The organism is Paenibacillus sp. MCAF9, from assembly GCF_052114265.1.
Lineage (GTDB): Bacteria > Bacillota > Bacilli > Paenibacillales > Paenibacillaceae > Pristimantibacillus.
Map to the genome: position 1 here is coordinate 65,083 of NZ_JBFREL010000021.1, position 16,171 is coordinate 81,253.

Sequence of the window (16,171 nt, forward strand, 5' to 3'; positions counted from 1 at the left end):
TCAACATCATGCTATAATCAATCCTGTGAGTGATAATCGTAATCATTACATTTAAACAATGTTATATCGTAATCATTACACTTTATAGCTTGGGAAACTCTACACATTAAAGGAATACCAATAAAAAATCGGAGGGTTGAGGGTAGTTGTGATGAAACAGGAAATAGATTTTATTAAATTTAATCCAACACAAAATATGACGATTTTAGTTAAATCGAATCATCCTGTTGATGAGTATAAGCATATTGCAACAAAAATGATGTCCTATGACAACGTGAATGCAGAGCAAGTAGGTTTTATCGAAAAATCGAATAAAAAAGAAGCGGATGCACATTTAATCATGGCTGGAGGTGAGTTTTGCGGTAATGCGTGCATGTCATTGGCAGCTTTTATTGCGTCAGAAAAAGGGTTGGATCAGGATGCCTTGGCGGAAATGCGATTAGAGGTATCAGGAACAGATAAATTAATCATTTGCCAGGTAAGAAAAATGGCAGATGAATATTTATGTCAAGTTGCTATGCCAGTTCCTAACAAGATAGAAAAGAGAACGATTAAACATGACGGTTGCGATATCGATGTTATTCTAGTGAGTTACCACGAGTTTACTCATATTGTGATAGAGGTTGAGCAATTTGATAAATGGAATCGAGAAAAAGCGCAAGAATTAGCTAAATTATTTGCATCAACTTTAGAAGCTGGCTTGGTTGGCATTTTATTGTATAAATCAAAATCTGCTGAATTAGCTCCGCTGATTTATGTTCCGCATCTAGACAGTATGATCTGGGAAAGGGGATGCGGTTCAGGTACTGCTTCATTGGGTGCTTATCTAGCATGGAAAAATAAGAAGGGAGTTGTTGCACAAATAAAACAACCCGGTGGCACGATTAAAGTAATGGCGGATTGCTATAAAGAAGTACTTGCTAGTCTTAAAATTGAAGGATCTGTTGGAATTGTTGCGCAAGGCAAAGCTTTTATAGAAGTGTAGTGATTCTTTATAGCAGGGGGAAAACAATGAATAAGGTGGAGAGTTTTCAAAATAAATTAATTGAATTTTCAGATAAATTCGATCGTTTAGCAGTTCGATATGATCATACGGTTAACAATAGCTCTGAGTTGGAAAATTTAATAGATGAATATTCGAAATTCGTAACAAACAGAAGTAACCATGAAGCTTGGGATCTACTTGGACATTATGATTCCAATGATATTCTTCAACTTGTGGTGGATTTGAGAAGAAAATCGGCATTTTGCGTTGCGATTATGGAGAAATATCGTGCATTAAAGCTTCATGAAGGAAATGCTGAGATAACCGATTATTTCAAAAACATAGAATCGTGCATCGAAGAAGAATTTGGGAGCTTCCAACTATCCTCGGATTCAAAAGTGTTATTAATAGGCTCAGGTGCATTTCCGATGACGCCCATTTTGATTGCGAAGCGCACTAGAGCGGAAGTCGTTGGCTTAGATATTGATGATGAAGCTATTGAGCTGGGACGGAGCGTTGTGGAGAAACTTGGCAGTGGCTTGAAAATTCGATTAGAGAAAAGACTGGTGGAAAAGCTTGAATTTACGACAGAGGCGACTCATATCATATTTAGCTCAACCGTTGAAAATAAATATGACATATTGGATCAACTATATTCATTGACCAATGAGCATGTCGTTGTGGCAGTGAGATATGGAGAACAATTAAAATCATTATTCAATTTCCCGTTGAAAGAGGTGAATGCTCAAAAGTGGAAGTTGGTTGAACAGGTAACACGTCCAGATCATTTGTTTGATATTGCATTGTACAAAAAAGCATAATGTGCTTGTTCAAGGGAAGGAAGGCCTTTATGAGTGATTTCGAACGTGTTTTGCTGTTAGGCACGGGACCAGCTTCGATTCAACTCGCTGTGAATCTAAAAAAATATTGGGATTGCCATTTAGCTATTGTGGGAAGAGAATCCGTTCGTTCTGAGTCATTTTTTGAAGCGCTTGAACAGAGCAATCAGCTTATACGAGTAAGCATTCAGAACGAAAAACATCGTTCTATGGAGGGCGAATGTTTTGTTGATCACGTTTTTAAAGGGTACGGAACGATCACAGGTGAATGGGATACCCTTATATTTGCGGTCACAACGGATGCCTATATCGAAGTGTTGAAACAAATCGATCCTAAGCTTTTAAGGAAAGTAAAGTGTATGTTATTAATTTCACCGACGTTAGGCTCGAATAGCTTAATTCGCCATTATATGAATGATTATAATCCGTGTACGGAAATTATTAGTTTTTCCACCTACTTTGGTGACACAAGATGGATGGACGGTATACCCACAAATCATGTTCTAACGACAGCGGTTAAGAAAAAAGTTTTTATAGGCTCCACAAATTACCCATCCCCTAATGTCGATGAACTCTGTCGAGCATATAAACAATTAGGTATTGCGATAGACATCATGGAATCACCGATTGAAGCAGAAACTAGAAATATTTCGTTATATGTTCATCCGCCGCTCTTTATGAATGACGTTTCATTAAGCACGATTTTTGGGGATCGAGAAACCATAAAGTATGTTTATAAAATTTATCCTGAAGGGCCAATTACACCATTACTCATTCGTGAGATGTTGGCCCATTGGAAAGAAATTATGAATATTATCAGTAAGTTACATATAAAAGGTATTAATTTACTTAAATTTATGACGGATGACAATTATCCGGTACGACTCGAAAGTTTATCACGTCATGATATAGATAATTTCCCCACATTCGAAACTATTCATCAAGAGTATTTGTTGTATATCCGTTATGCCTCGCTATTGATCGATCCTTTTTCTGAACCAGATAAGGATGGAAAATATTTCGACTTTTCTGCAGTCCCTATTAGAAAGATGTTCATCAATAGGGAAGGTGATTTGGATATTCCAAGAATGCCAAAGGAGGATTATTATCGTCTGAAAATCATTCAGGGAATTGCAAAATATATAGATTCGAGCTGCCCTACCATCGATAAATTCATACTTACCTATGAGAATAAATTGGAAGAAATTGCTCAATCTCAAAAGGAAGTTAGATTATCTGCTGCATTTGCCGTTCAAAGTTTTGAGGAAGACTTGAATAGGATCTGCAATGAAATTGGCAAAAATTTAGAAGCGTAAATGTTGAAAGCATAATGAACTTATATATTTTAGGAGGCAATATTGTGAAAAAAGGAAATTATCTTGTTGTTGTATTAGCCATGCTGATGCTTTCAATTGTGCTGGCAGGCTGCAGCGGCGCCAAAGATGCGAAATCGGATTCAACAAATAAGGAAAAGAAATCAGAACTTGTATATGCATCGGCGAAAGATATTAATGATATGAATCCGCATCTGTATGCAGGTTCAATGCCAGCACAAGGATTGTTGTATGAATCTTTAGTCGAAAACACAAAGGAGGGAATCATGCCTTTACTGGCTGAATCATGGGAAATTTCTGAGGATGGAAAATTATATACCTTTCATTTGAGGAAAGATGTGAAGTTCCATGATGGTGAACCTTTTAATGCAGAGGCTGTAAAGCAAAATATTGAAGCGGTACAACATAATAAAGAAAAGCATACTTGGATCAAGCTGTCGACAAAAATAGTAAGCGTTAAAGCGTTTGATGAATATACAGTTGAACTCACACTGTCTGAATCCTATTATCCAACCTTAGTTGAATTATCCATGACTAGGCCGTACGTATTCATCTCCCCTAAAAACTTTATGGATGGAGAAACGAAAAATGGCGTAAACGGCTACAACGGCACAGGGCCATATAAGCTTACGGAACATAAAACCGATGAGTATGCTTCGTTTGAAGCAAATGACGCATACTGGGGCGGCGCACCTAACATTAAAAAAATTACTTCTAAAGTTCTCCCAGCGGGGGAGACGACATTCCTAGCTTTGCAAAAGGGTGAAGTGAACTTTGTGTTCACTGACGATCGTGGTGCAGACAGTATCGATGTTGAAGCGATGGAACAATTAATCAAAACAGGCAATTATCAGCTTGTTAGAAGTGAAGCGATGAACACAAAAATGATCGTGGCCAACAGCAGTAAATCCAATCATCCCGTAAGTGAAAAAGCTGTTCGTGAAGCCATCTGGCACTCTATTGATAGAGATACGATTAGTAAGGATATTTTTAACGGAACTGAATCAGCAGCCCATTCCCTATTTTCAGCTAACGTCAATTATGCGAATGTCGATTTGAAGAAACGAGACTATGATTTGGAAGCAGCGAAGCAACTATTGGAAGGTGCAGGATGGAAACTGGAGAAAGGCGCTGCAGCTAGAGTAAAGGAAAACAAAACATTAGCAATCCAATTATATTATGACAGTAATTCTTCTTCCCAAAAAACGCAGGCTGAATTTATTCAAAGCTCTTTGAAGGAGATAGGTATTCAATTGGAGATTATCGGTGAGGAATCAACCTCAATTGCCAAAAGAAGATCAACTGGAGATTATGATTTATTATTCAATCAAACATGGGGACTCGCTTATGATCCGCAAAGCACTATCTCTGCTTTTACTTCTGAGAATGCTTATTTGCATACAACAAGCGGAATTGCGGAAGCAAGTGAGCTTTACAAGAAAATTGATGAGGTCATGGTATCCACGGATGAGGCTGCACGGGAATCATTATACGCTGAGATTATGACTATCGTTCATGATGAAGCTGTCTTTATTCCAATCTCGAATGGCAGTGTCACGATTGTGGCGCCAAAAGACTTAAAGAACATCACGTTTAAACAAACACAATTTGAGCTGCCATTCGAGCGAATGAGCTTTGAATAGAACTCAAAAATGAAAAGGGGGATTTCTCCCTTTTTATTTTGAGCAAAGAAGGATAGAGTCATTTGATATTTTCTTTGGAAAGGAGATTTTTTATGGCAAGGTACATCATCAGAAGGCTATTGTTAGCAATCCCTCTTCTATTAATTATTTCGTTTATAACGTTTGTATTGATTAATCTCTCACCGCAAGATCCGGCTGAATTGATATTGCAAGCGCAAGGCATACCCAATATAACAGATGCTTTAATTGCTCAAACGAACGAAGAGCTTGGCTTGAACCAGCCATTTATCATTCGTTATTTACATTGGGTCGCTGCCTGCTTGCATCTAGACTTTGGAGATTCGTACGTTACAGGAAAACCGATTTGGTCATTAGTTGGACCAGCTTTTCTGAATACGTTAAAGCTAACGCTGGTTTCATCTATCGTTGTTATTGTTTTGTCCATCCTATTGGGGGTGCTTAGTGCAATAAATGAAGGGAAAATGATAGACAAATCAGTAAGGGGCATCTCATTTTTACTAACATCCATGCCGTCATACTGGCTTGCAGCTATTTTAATTTGGTATATATCCGTTAAATTGGATTTGCTGCCTACGAGCGGAATGGATTCGTATAAAAGCTATATTTTGCCGGTAACTATGATTGCGATAAGTTATGCAGGGATTTATTTTCGAAACGTCAGAAGCTCGATGATAAGCAATCTAAATGAAGATTATGTTCTATATGGCAGGGCATCTGGCTTGTCTGAGAAGAAAATTACGATGCATATATTAAGAAATTCCTTGCAGGTTGCTATTACGATATTCGGTATGGCTATCCCGATTATTTTAGGAGGCACCGTCGTTGTTGAAAATGTTTTTGCGTGGCCAGGGTTAGGCAGTTTAAGTATAAGATCGATTCTAAGCAGAGATTTCCCTGTGATCCAAGCCTATGTTCTGATAGTGGCAGTCGCATTTGTATTATTTAATACCGTTTCGGACATCGTAAATGCCGCTTTGAATCCTAAAATGAGGAAGGAGATCTAGATGAAACGATTAAAAAACATAAGCGAAGATAAAATAGGCAGCATATCCTTAATCGTTATTGCTGCAACGCTTATTGTCGGATTATTCCCCTCTTTTTTTGCCCCGCATGATCCTAACGAAGTCAAGATGAGCGTAAGATATGCATCTTCGTCCTGGGAATACCTGCTCGGGAACGATCACTTGGGGAGATGTATTCTATCCCGATTAATTTATGGCATTCGTCCCAGTGTCTTATGGGTATTGGCTGCATTAGCGATATCGATAGGGATAGGCGCTCTATTAGGCTTTATCGCGGGTTACTTTAGAGGAAAAGTAGATGCCTTTATTATGAGAATTTGCGATATCATGCTTTCTTTCCCGCTATATGTTATGACACTGGCGTTAGTCGGCATTCTAGGCGTAGGTCTTGAAAACATTTTGATAGCGTTTGTTGTTATGAAATGGGCATGGTTTGCTCGGGTAATCAGAACGTCTGTGATGCAGTATTCCGAACTTAATTATGTCAAATTTTCTAAAGCATCTGGCATCAGCAATGTAAAAATTATTTATAAGCACATGATTCCGGTTACATTTGCGGACATAACAGTCATCTCTAGCAGCGCGATCGGTTCGATGATTTTGCAAATATCAGGGTTTTCGTTTCTAGGATTAGGCATTCAGGCGCCCGACGCGGAATGGGGAATGATGCTGAATGAAGCGCGGGAAGTTATGTTTACAAGACCTGAGCTCATGTTAGCCCCAGGCATAGCTATTATTATTATCGTTTCGGCATTTAATTTCTTGTCGGATGCCCTTCAGATTGCACTCGATCCTCAGTTAATGAGCTCTAATTCTATGCTTCAAGAGAAACGAATCGTGACCAAAAAAAGATTTTGCGAAAAAGAGGTGGCAGATTAAAGCCATGAATGTATTAGCGGTGAAAAACTTAAAAGTATGGGATATGAAAACGGATCATGTGATCATTCATAACAGCTCATTCGAGTTAAAGCAAGGCAGCTGCCTTGCTATAGTAGGGGAAAGCGGGAGCGGCAAGTCTGTCACCAGCAGGTCGATTATGGGGTTGAATAAAGCCTGGCTGCGCCAATCCGGCGAAATCGTATTTAAAGGTGAACATCTAAATCATCTTTCTGAACATGAAATGAGGAAAAAAAGGGGAAAGCAGCTATGTATGATTATGCAAAACGGGATGAGTGCATTTGACCCTTCATGTGTAATCGGCATTCATTTGAAGGAAACCCTTTATGAACATTTCGGCTGGAGTACGAACGAAATTGTAGAAAAAATGAACAAAGCTATGGCAAGCGTGATGTTGAACAATCCGATCGAAATGATGAATAAGTATCCGCATCAGCTATCGGGTGGCATGCTGCAGCGAGTTATGATTGTGCTCGCAATAGTACTGGAGCCCGACATTATTATCGCAGACGAGCCAACAACGGGTCTGGATACCATTTCACAATTTGAAGTGATTGAACAATTTATGCAATTGCGTGAGCGAATGGGCTGCTCGATGATCTTTATTTCTCATGACCTCGGCGTTGTAAAAAAAATGGCTGATGACGTTTTGGTTATGAAGGATGGAGAGATTGTCGAACAAGGGAGCATCCGAGCTGTTTTTTCAGAACCAGTGCATGAATATACAAAATATTTGTTGTCTACTAGAATGGCGTTGAGTAATCACTTTAAGCTGATCATGGGGGAGGGTTGATCCATGCTGAAAATTGATCATGTGGATAAATCGTATGAAAAAGGCGGATTTTTTTCGAAAAAGAAACAAAAAGTGTTGAATGATATTAGTTTTGAATGTGGAGCGGGTGAATGTCTCGGTATTATTGGAGAGAGCGGCAGCGGAAAATCAACCTTAGGGCGTTTGTTATTAGGCATTGAAAAGCCTGACCGAGGCAGTGTTTTATTTGATGGCAAGAGTGTAGGGGATAGAAAAGTGCGCTTGGGCAAAATTAGCGCGGTATTTCAAGACTATAAGTCGTCCATTAACCCTTTTTTTACGGTCGAAGAAGCCATTATGGAGCCAATAAAAAGGTATAAAAAAAAACATAGTATGGTTGATACGCTGTTAAATCAAGTTGGATTACATCCATCCTATAGAAATAAATATCCACATGAACTATCGGGCGGAGAGGTACAGAGGGTATGTATTGCAAGAGCCATCTCCACAGAACCAAAATGCATTGTGTTAGATGAAGCAATCAGCTCATTAGACGTATCTGTTCAAACCCAAGTGCTTGATTTATTAAAAGATTTAAAAAAAATGTACAACATGAGTTATGTATTTATCACACATGATATACAGGCTGCAGCCTACATTTGCGATAGAGTCCTTATTTTTAGAGATGGTCAAATTGAAGAAATAGTGAGAATCGAACAATTAAAAGACGTCAAGTCGGAATATGCGAAAAAATTGCTGCAGATGCTTATCACTTTTTAGCTGAATGAGTTTTGGAGAATAGGATATTTGCATGCAGAAGTTAGGAGGAAGGGAAGTTGTGAGTGGAGCATTATCTTGGCCTTTTATACGATTGTATATGCTGGCTCTTCTTTATTTCAGCGGCAATTCCATATTAAATGTCATTATACCTTTGCGTGGAGAGTCACTCGGAGCCAGCAACACAACGATCGGTTTAATCATGGGGGCGTATTTGTTCACTACCATGTTTTTTCGACCGTGGGCAGGCCGAATTATTCAAATGCACGGACCGATAAAAGTGCTGCGCATTATTCTTATCGTCAATGGTTTTGCTCTAATCCTCTATACGATTACGGGTTTAGAGGGTTATTTAATTGCCCGTATTTTACAAGGAGTTTCAACTGCTTTTTTCTCAATGGCATTGCAGATCGGCATCATTGATTCACTGCCAGAGAAGGATCGCTCCCAAGGCATTTCACTTTATTCTTTATTTACGTATATGCCGGGTATCCTTGGCCCTGTTCTGGCTTTGGGCATTTGGCAAACGGGGGATATGAGTTATTTTACGATGGTCATGATTGCGATTGCGATCTTTACGGGGGTGTTCGGCTATGGCACCAAAATGGATCAAGGAAGCGATCAGACTGCTGCAAATCAGACAGGGCAGTCAGAAAGTATGTTTAAATCCTTCGGTCAGTTAGTAACTAATCCATTTTTGTTTAAGTGCAGCATGTTGATGTTAGTAGCTTCAATGGTATTTGGAGCCGTTACCACCTTTATTCCTTTATACGCTTCGGAATTAAAAAACGGCAATGCAGGAATCTATCTAATGCTTCAAGCGGGTACCGTTGTTTTGGCCCGTTTTGCTTTAAGAAAAAAGATTCCATCGGACGGAAAATGGCATTCATCGTTTATGATGGGGAATATGCTCCTTTTGACATTGGCGGCGCAATGCGTGAGCTTTTCTGTAACGGGAGGAGCTGTTTTTTTCTATGCGGGTTCCATTTTAATGGGAACGGCTCAGGCTCTCATCTATCCTACGTTAACAACCTATTTAACATTTGTTTTGCCGCAGAAGAGCCGCAATATGTTAATCGGACTTTTTATTGCTATGGCTGATTTAGGAATTTCTCTGGGCGGCGTTATTATGGGGCCAATATCTGATTTCACCTCTTATTCTATGATGTATATGATCTGTGCTGGCTTAAGTGCGACGATGATCATCCTTGCATATGATCGAGGGAAAATGTCTGTTCGACAACTATAACAGGGCTTGAAAATATTTATTATTCATACACATGTGCAAGCTAAAAAAACAATAAATCATATTTCATAATTTAAAAGATCGACCCTTTTGTGATCCGAGCAGAAGGGTTTTTGTTGTTTCTATTTTAGTGTTTTTTGGAGTAGCTGAACAAAAGTATAATTCTATATTTTGTTATTATTCATGAGGCTTTCGGTTGATTCCTTACGGAGTTAATCTTTAATCTTTCATTTTGAATTCTCTTTACAGGGGAGTGCAGGTCTGCTAGAATAGCAAAATCCGTTTGTTAACCAAATTTCTAAATTTAAGGTTAACAATTAAAAATAATGGATGGTGATCATTGGCTAATGTTCCTGCAATTGAGCTTGCAGAAAAATTGGTGGAAATTACACCGGAAGGACTAAACAAAGTGTTTTACTCCGATTCAGGAGCAACCGGTGTCGAGATCGCGATCAAAATGGCGTTTCAATAATGGCATAACAAGGGGATACGAGGTAAGACGAAGTTTGTAACGATGAACCAAGCATACCATGGCGATACAATTGGCGCGGTGAGCGTCGGTGCCATTCCTCTGTATCATGACACTTTTCTCCCCATGTTATTTTCTTCTTATACCATTCCATATCCCTATGCTTATCATCATGCAGGCGGTGAGGCGCAGGCAATGGAAGAGACGTTAGCGGCATTGCGTCATTTGCTTGAGACTAAGTCGGATGAAATTGCGGCACTTATTGTGGAGCCGATCGTGCAAGGGGCTGGGGGGATCATCGTTATGCCTTCAGGCTGTTTACGCCAGATGGCTGCGCTGTGCCGTGAGTATGGCGTACTGCTCATCGCTGACGAGGTGGCGACTGGTTTCGGTCGGACAGGCGAGATGTTCGCTTGTGATCTAGAAGATGTTTCGCCTGATTTGATGGTGATAGGCAAAGGGCTGACCGGTGGGTATTTGCCTGTAGCAGCGACACTTGCAACTGACGAAGTGTATGAAGCGTTTTATGCTGATTACGAAGAGCAGAAAACATTTTTCCACGGTCATTCCTATACCGGCAACCCGCTTGGATGTGCCGTTGCTTTGGCAAGCCTAAAGCTGTTTGAAGAGCGCAATATGATCGAAGGAGTAAGAGCAAAGGCGTTATTTGTCCAGCAAAAGCTCGCAGTGCTAAAGGATTGCCAGCATGTCGGTGAAGTCATGCAAAAGGGACTAATGATCGGAATAGAGCTCGTTCGCGATAAGGACTTGCAGTTAAACCCATGGGAGGATAATAGAGATGAAAACAATTAAAGTAGAGATGGATTGGCAATCGCTTGCCCGAAAAGCATTGCATGGAGAATGCTTAACGTTAGAAGAGGGGCTCGCTGTGCTTGAAGCTGCCGAAGACGAGCTGCTGCTGCTCATGCAAGCAGCGTTTACGGTGAGAAAACATTTTTACGGTAAAAAAGTGAAGCTGAATATGATCATCAACGCCAAAAGCGGTCTTTGCCCAGAGGATTGCGGCTATTGCTCGCAATCGATCGTTTCGACGGCTCCAGTTAAAAAATACTCCCTGCTTGATAAAGACACATTGCTTTCAGGTGCACGTGAAGCGATGGCGCGTAAAGCTGGAACCTATTGTATTGTTGCGTCCGGGAAAGGCCCAACAAACAGGGAGCTAGACCAAGTGGTGGCTGCAGTAAAAGAAATTCGTCAAACGATGCCTCTAAAAATTTGCGCATGTTTGGGTATTCTAGGGGATGATCAAGCTAGGCGACTTGCTGAAGCAGGCGTACATCGATACAACCACAACTTGAACACCAGTAAAGCCAACTACCCTTCCATCACGACGACCCATACTTATGATCAACGCGTTGAAACGGTGGAAAAAGTAAAGACATACGGCATGTCTCCTTGCTCTGGCGTCATTATTGGCATGGGTGAGACAGATCAGGAAATTGTCGAAATGGCTTATGCGCTGCGCGAACTAGATGCGGATTCAATTCCAATCAATTTTCTGAATGCAATACCGGGAACACCACTAGAACACGCAGGTCGCACGCCATCGATGAAAGCGTTGAAGGTACTAGCACTGTTTCGTTTCATATGCCCTTCTAAAGAAATCCGCGCGGCAGGCGGCCGAGAGGTCAACCTTCGTACGCTGCAGCCTTTATCTCTTTTTGCCGTGAATTCACTCTTTGTGGGGGATTATTTAACGACAGCAGGCCAAGACATATCAGCTGATCATCAAATTATTGAGGATTTGGGCTTTGAGATTGAGTTAAATGCCCTTTAAGGCGGTGCCGACTATGAAATGGATGGAAGAAGAACTAGAATTATTGGCTGATGCTTCGAGGGAGCGTTCTTTGCGTATAACTAGCTCTGTATTCAGATCACCTGGTTATAAGATGCGCGGAGAACGAACATTGCTCAATTTGTCCTCTAATGACTATCTTGGACTCGCCCAGCATCCTGCCATACTTGAAGCGATGCGTGAGACCTTGCTTACTGAAGGAGCTAGTCCAGGTGCATCACGCCATGTGACAGGCAACCGATTACCTTATGGTTGTCTAGAAGAAGAACTAGCTGATTGGCAAAACTGTGAAGCAGCGTTAGTTTTTGCAAATGGCTATATGGCTAACTCTGGTGTTTTTAACGCTGGTTTTGCTTTAGTTGTCGATATGCAGGTGCTTGGGCGAAACGGTAACATCGAGTCGGTATTTACATCCGTGCGCGAGTGGGAGACAGCAAGACAAGCCGGCGCCTTCACATCCGAACAACGGGAACGGTTGAAGGACCTTAAAAGCGACTGGCATTTGGAAGCTTCAGGTGAAGGAAAGTGGAATTTATACCCTGTTCATATCTCAAAACCGCTCGTATGCAACCCGGCGGAGCTGCAGCCAGGCCAGCCAGGGGGAGCAGATTGGACGCATTTCAACCGATATGCGGATCAACCGCTAAAATTTACGCTGCGTGTCATTCCTTCATATTGTAACGAAGATGCTTCGATTAAACGTCCAACTTTTTATACGAACGGTGTTTATATGACATTTGATACAGAAGTTTTCGTGAACCAATATCTCGTTTGTGAAGGTGACAGAATCGGTAAAATTTATGATCAGAACTGGAATCTGCTGAAAACCGTTCATGCTTTCGCCGATGCGCCAATCGTAAGGACAGGTGGACAACCGCTATCTTTTAGTTGCAAGTTCGAAGGCGCTCCGAAGCCTCTAGTTAGCGTCCGAGTGACGACATGGGGAGAAGGAGAAGAAGTAGTAAAATAAGCGGCGACCGTTTTCCTATACTTAGTAGGGGAACGGTTGTTTTTTCTGAGTACGCCGATTTTCGAAACTCTAATGGTTCGCTATTGCTTCTGTATCTCCGATTATCCATTCATGTCCACATAGTGCAAAATTAAGTCTTGTTAGTTCAAATACTAATATGGTTTGGGAGTTTATCATCTAAGAATATGCTTTTACTAATAGACTAATAGTTTAGAGTCTGGAGAAGTTGTTTCAACTTCAGGACTACGAATAAAACCTTAATTATGAAATTCGGTATACAGCTATGATCTTATTCCAGGCTGGGCAATATGGCCATTCAGGCTTGTGATCTTGTTCATTTAAAGTTTGACAGATACTTTAGCCAACAAATGAAAGAATCAAGCACTCAGAGAGCTAAAAGGAGAAAACAATGAGCACAAGAAAAGACTTACAACATTACCCTTATATGAATGCAAGCTTGCCTATTGAAGAAAGAGTTGCGGACCTTATATCGAGAATGTCACTTGAAGAAAAGGTAAGACAGCTTGATATTTATTCTGGAAATGAAATTTCCGATTCAGTAGAAGGCTTAAATGCAGATTTGCTTAACTACGAAAAGATGGAAAAGGTATCTGCTGGAATTGGAATCGGATGCATCCAAAACCGAAATTCCAAAGCGGAGACTGCTAATAAAATTCAGGAGTATATCATCCAAAATTCAAGATGGGGGATTCCGGTACTCTTTAGTGAAGAGGGACTTCACGGTTTTGGGTGGAAAGGCTGTACAGTGCTCCCTCAGCAGGTAGCACTCGCATCAACATTTGAGCCAGAACTCGGGTATAAACAAGCGAGAGTCATCGCTTCCGAAGCGCGCAGCTTTGGTATACATGAGGTTTGGGCACCTGTTCTCGATCTAGCTAGGGAAATCCGATGGGGACGAGTGGAAGAAGGATACGGAGAGGATCCTTATCTAGGGTCTATGTTCGCGGAGAACATGGTAAGAGGGCTTCAAACGGATGACCTTACAAGACCCGATGCCGTAGTGTCGGAACCCAAACACTTTACAGGATACGGTGCTCCTAGGGGAGGACACAATTGTGCTCCGGCCATGATGGGGCATCATGATAATGCATTTTACTGTCTGCCTGTATTTGAGGCTGCTTTTCAAGCGGGTGCAATGAACACAATGTGTTCCTATAACTCTATTGACGGCACTCCTGTAGCTAGCGACCATTCGCTGCTTACTGGTGTACTTCGCGATAAGTGGGGCATGAAGGGCTTCGTACGAGCGGATATGACGGCTGTCTCCATGCTGCATACCATGCACTTTGTTGCTGAAAACAATCGGGAAGCTATCAAAATGGGTCTTGAAGCCGGCGTTGACATGCAGCTTTACGACTTCCCGCATGATATATACCAGGACAGCATTATTGACCTTGTAAAATCAGGTGAGGTGGACGAGAAAGTAGTAGACACAGCTGCTGGACGTGTACTTACAGTTAAATTTACAGTTGGAATCTTTGAAAATCCATATACAGATATCGAACTTTCTTCGAAAGTTGTGCACAGTGAGGAGCACGTACAGATGGCTCTCGAAGTTGCAAGAAAGTCGATCTGCCTGTTGAAAAACAACAAAAATACGCTTCCTCTCAAAAGAAACATTGGCAAGATTGCAGTGATTGGACCAAGCGCGGATGTTCCCCGTTACGGAGATTACAGCAGCCCAGTTGTGCCTGAGCATGCGGTTACGCTTTTGAAAGGCATCCAAAACATTGTTTCGGAAAAGACCGAAGTTATCTACGCCAAGGGCTGCGAAATTCTGGAGTCCGACTTAATGACTATACCGGGCAAATGGCTCAAGGACAATGATGGCAACGACGGACTTGTAGGTGAGTACTACAATTCTCTTTCTTTTGAGGGAGATCCTGTTTGTGTGCGAAATGACAAACAGATAAACTTCAACTGGATTTACACAAAACCTGCTGACGGTGTAAACGCAGATAACTTCACCGTTCGTTGGACAGGCAAAATTAAACCGTGCGATACTGTGGATGGTTACATTGGACTCAGCAGCATGGACAGCATGCGTTTGTGGATCGACGGCACGCTGCTTGTTGACGGTTGGGGCGACCTTGACTCCAATCAGATGGTTGCGTTCAAATTTGTCGAAGGCGAAGAGTACGATGTTAAGGTTGAGTATCTCAATGATTCACGTGGGGTAAGGGTAATCCTCGGTTACAGCCTCGGCAACGATTATATGGACGCTGCGGTTAAAGCAGCACAAGAGGCGGATGTTGCTATTGTAGCGGTGGGTGACAACGATCAGACTAGTGGAGAGAACCTGGACAGAGCGGACCTTAATCTTCCAGGCAGACAACTTGAACTCGTCAAGAGAATTTATGAAACAGGAACGCCTGTTGTTCTTGTCCTCCAAAACGGACGTCCGATGTCGATCACATGGGAGGCAGAGCATCTGCACGCGATTATAGAGGCATGGTTTGTTGGAGAGCAGGGCGGAAATGCTATTGCAGAAGTTATTTTCGGAGATGTCAATCCTGCTGGTCGTATTCCGATGTCTTTCCCAAGATCGGTTGGTCAGCTACCTGTATACTATAACCGCACACCATTCTATGGACATAAATATGTTGAAATGGACTGGCTCCCACTGTACCCATTCGGGTTTGGTCTGAGCTACACAACATTTGCGTATTCGGATCTTGACATTTCAGCAAGGAAAATTGCTCCGGATGGAACAGTGGATGTATCGTTTAACGTAACTAATACGGGAAATGTCGCAGGTGAGGAAGTTGCTCAGCTTTATATTAGGGATGAATTCAGCAGTACGGTCAGACCAGTCAAGGAGCTTGCAGGGTTTAAGCGAATTCATCTTGAAATAGGCGAAACAAAGCGCATCACGCTTACACTGGGATACAGACAACTCCGTACACTTACTAGAAGCCATGATTGGGTTGTGGAACCGGGTAAATTTGAGGTAATGGTCGGACCAAACTCGGGCGACGTTCCGCTAACAGGAGAGTTTTTCGTTCGGAAATAAATATTTGCGACGGTTACCATGCCGGGTTGCTGTATAATGAGCTGCAATTACGTGCAGATACTTGTACGGAATGGTTGCCAAACTACACGGGTTAAATAGAGCAAGGAGCAGCTACTACGGTAGCTGCTCCTTGTTTCTATTAAGCTAAAGGGCAGTCTGCTCATACGATCTATCAGCAACTATTCTTAATTCTAATAAGAAATTACTTATATTTAGAATCTTAATTTATACGCTTATTCATAAGCGGTTGCACAATGCTCATATCGGGAATTGTGTATCCAATAGGCATTAATTGAAGAATACGATTCCAAATGTTTTTTTGTTCAATATCATGGGCTGATGAGAATTTGGAATCGATCATCTGCTG

12 protein-coding genes and 1 pseudogene are annotated in these 16,171 nt (G+C 41.4%); all 13 read left to right on the forward strand.

The features are described from left to right. The first annotated feature begins 151 nt into the window (after positions 1-151). The 13 genes and pseudogenes from AB4Z45_RS24035 to AB4Z45_RS24095 all read left to right on the forward strand — a co-directional run bounded on the left by AB4Z45_RS24035 (position 152) and on the right by AB4Z45_RS24095 (position 15,804). On the forward strand, positions 152-985 hold the full coding sequence (locus tag AB4Z45_RS24035) for a diaminopimelate epimerase (RefSeq protein WP_441912155.1): 834 nt from the start codon (positions 152-154) through the stop codon (positions 983-985). 26 nt (positions 986-1,011) lie between these two features. After that, positions 1,012-1,806 (forward strand): class I SAM-dependent methyltransferase, encoded by a 795-nt coding sequence (locus AB4Z45_RS24040; RefSeq protein ID WP_441912109.1) that lies wholly within the window; start codon positions 1,012-1,014, stop codon positions 1,804-1,806. 29 nt (positions 1,807-1,835) lie between these two features. After that, positions 1,836-3,140 carry an opine metallophore biosynthesis dehydrogenase gene (locus tag AB4Z45_RS24045; protein ID WP_441912110.1) on the forward strand — a complete coding sequence of 435 codons (1,305 nt, stop codon included), beginning with the start codon at positions 1,836-1,838 and terminating at the stop codon, positions 3,138-3,140. A 44-nt stretch (positions 3,141-3,184) separates the two neighbouring features. Continuing rightward, on the forward strand, positions 3,185-4,801 hold the full coding sequence (gene cntA, locus AB4Z45_RS24050) for a staphylopine-dependent metal ABC transporter substrate-binding lipoprotein (RefSeq protein ID WP_441912112.1): 1,617 nt from the start codon (positions 3,185-3,187) through the stop codon (positions 4,799-4,801). A gap of 92 nt (positions 4,802-4,893) precedes the next feature. Next, the gene (gene opp1B / locus AB4Z45_RS24055) at positions 4,894-5,826 is read left to right on the forward strand and encodes a nickel/cobalt ABC transporter permease (protein ID WP_441912114.1); all 933 of its coding nucleotides are present in this window, start codon (positions 4,894-4,896) and stop codon (positions 5,824-5,826) included. After that, positions 5,827-6,723, forward strand: coding sequence for a staphylopine uptake ABC transporter permease subunit CntC (cntC, locus tag AB4Z45_RS24060; RefSeq protein WP_441912115.1), 897 nt, complete (start codon positions 5,827-5,829; stop codon positions 6,721-6,723). 4 nt (positions 6,724-6,727) lie between these two features. Continuing rightward, entirely contained in the window at positions 6,728-7,534 is an 807-nt protein-coding gene (gene cntD / locus AB4Z45_RS24065) for a staphylopine uptake ABC transporter ATP-binding protein CntD (protein WP_441912116.1), read from the forward strand. Positions 7,535-7,537: 3 nt separating this feature from the next. After that, positions 7,538-8,272, forward strand: coding sequence for an ABC transporter ATP-binding protein (locus tag AB4Z45_RS24070; protein ID WP_441912117.1), 735 nt, complete (start codon positions 7,538-7,540; stop codon positions 8,270-8,272). 58 nt (positions 8,273-8,330) lie between these two features. Continuing rightward, the gene (gene cntE, locus AB4Z45_RS24075; protein ID WP_441912119.1) at positions 8,331-9,518 is read left to right on the forward strand and encodes a staphylopine family metallophore export MFS transporter CntE; all 1,188 of its coding nucleotides are present in this window, start codon (positions 8,331-8,333) and stop codon (positions 9,516-9,518) included. Between the two features lie 337 nt (positions 9,519-9,855). Further along, positions 9,856-10,749 (forward strand): annotated as a pseudogene (locus AB4Z45_RS24080) (aminotransferase class III-fold pyridoxal phosphate-dependent enzyme); the annotation flags it as partial. Positions 10,750-10,783: 34 nt separating this feature from the next. Further along, a complete protein-coding gene (bioB, locus tag AB4Z45_RS24085; protein ID WP_441912121.1) occupies positions 10,784-11,782 on the forward strand; it encodes a biotin synthase BioB in 999 nt (332 codons plus the stop codon). Positions 11,783-11,795: 13 nt separating this feature from the next. After that, entirely contained in the window at positions 11,796-12,770 is a 975-nt protein-coding gene (locus AB4Z45_RS24090) for an aminotransferase class I/II-fold pyridoxal phosphate-dependent enzyme (RefSeq protein WP_441912123.1), read from the forward strand. 409 nt (positions 12,771-13,179) lie between these two features. Then, positions 13,180-15,804, forward strand: a complete 2,625-nt coding sequence (locus tag AB4Z45_RS24095; RefSeq protein ID WP_441912125.1) for a glycoside hydrolase family 3 C-terminal domain-containing protein — start codon at positions 13,180-13,182, stop codon at positions 15,802-15,804. Positions 15,805-16,171: the final 367 nt, after the last annotated feature.

Excerpts from the sequence above, each read along its gene's own strand:
- AB4Z45_RS24035 (WP_441912155.1), top strand. The coding sequence starts at position 152 with ATGAAACAGGAAATAGATTTTATTAAATTTAATCCAACACAAAATATG.
- AB4Z45_RS24040 (WP_441912109.1), top strand. The coding sequence starts at position 1,012 with ATGAATAAGGTGGAGAGTTTTCAAAATAAATTAATTGAATTTTCAGAT.
- AB4Z45_RS24045 (WP_441912110.1), top strand. The coding sequence starts at position 1,836 with ATGAGTGATTTCGAACGTGTTTTGCTGTTAGGCACGGGACCAGCTTCG.
- opp1B (WP_441912114.1), top strand. The coding sequence starts at position 4,894 with ATGGCAAGGTACATCATCAGAAGGCTATTGTTAGCAATCCCTCTTCTA.
- cntC (WP_441912115.1), top strand. The coding sequence starts at position 5,827 with ATGAAACGATTAAAAAACATAAGCGAAGATAAAATAGGCAGCATATCC.
- cntD (WP_441912116.1), top strand. The coding sequence starts at position 6,728 with ATGAATGTATTAGCGGTGAAAAACTTAAAAGTATGGGATATGAAAACG.
- AB4Z45_RS24070 (WP_441912117.1), top strand. The coding sequence starts at position 7,538 with ATGCTGAAAATTGATCATGTGGATAAATCGTATGAAAAAGGCGGATTT.
- bioB (WP_441912121.1), top strand. The coding sequence starts at position 10,784 with ATGAAAACAATTAAAGTAGAGATGGATTGGCAATCGCTTGCCCGAAAA.
- AB4Z45_RS24090 (WP_441912123.1), top strand. The coding sequence starts at position 11,796 with ATGAAATGGATGGAAGAAGAACTAGAATTATTGGCTGATGCTTCGAGG.
- AB4Z45_RS24095 (WP_441912125.1), top strand. The coding sequence starts at position 13,180 with ATGAGCACAAGAAAAGACTTACAACATTACCCTTATATGAATGCAAGC.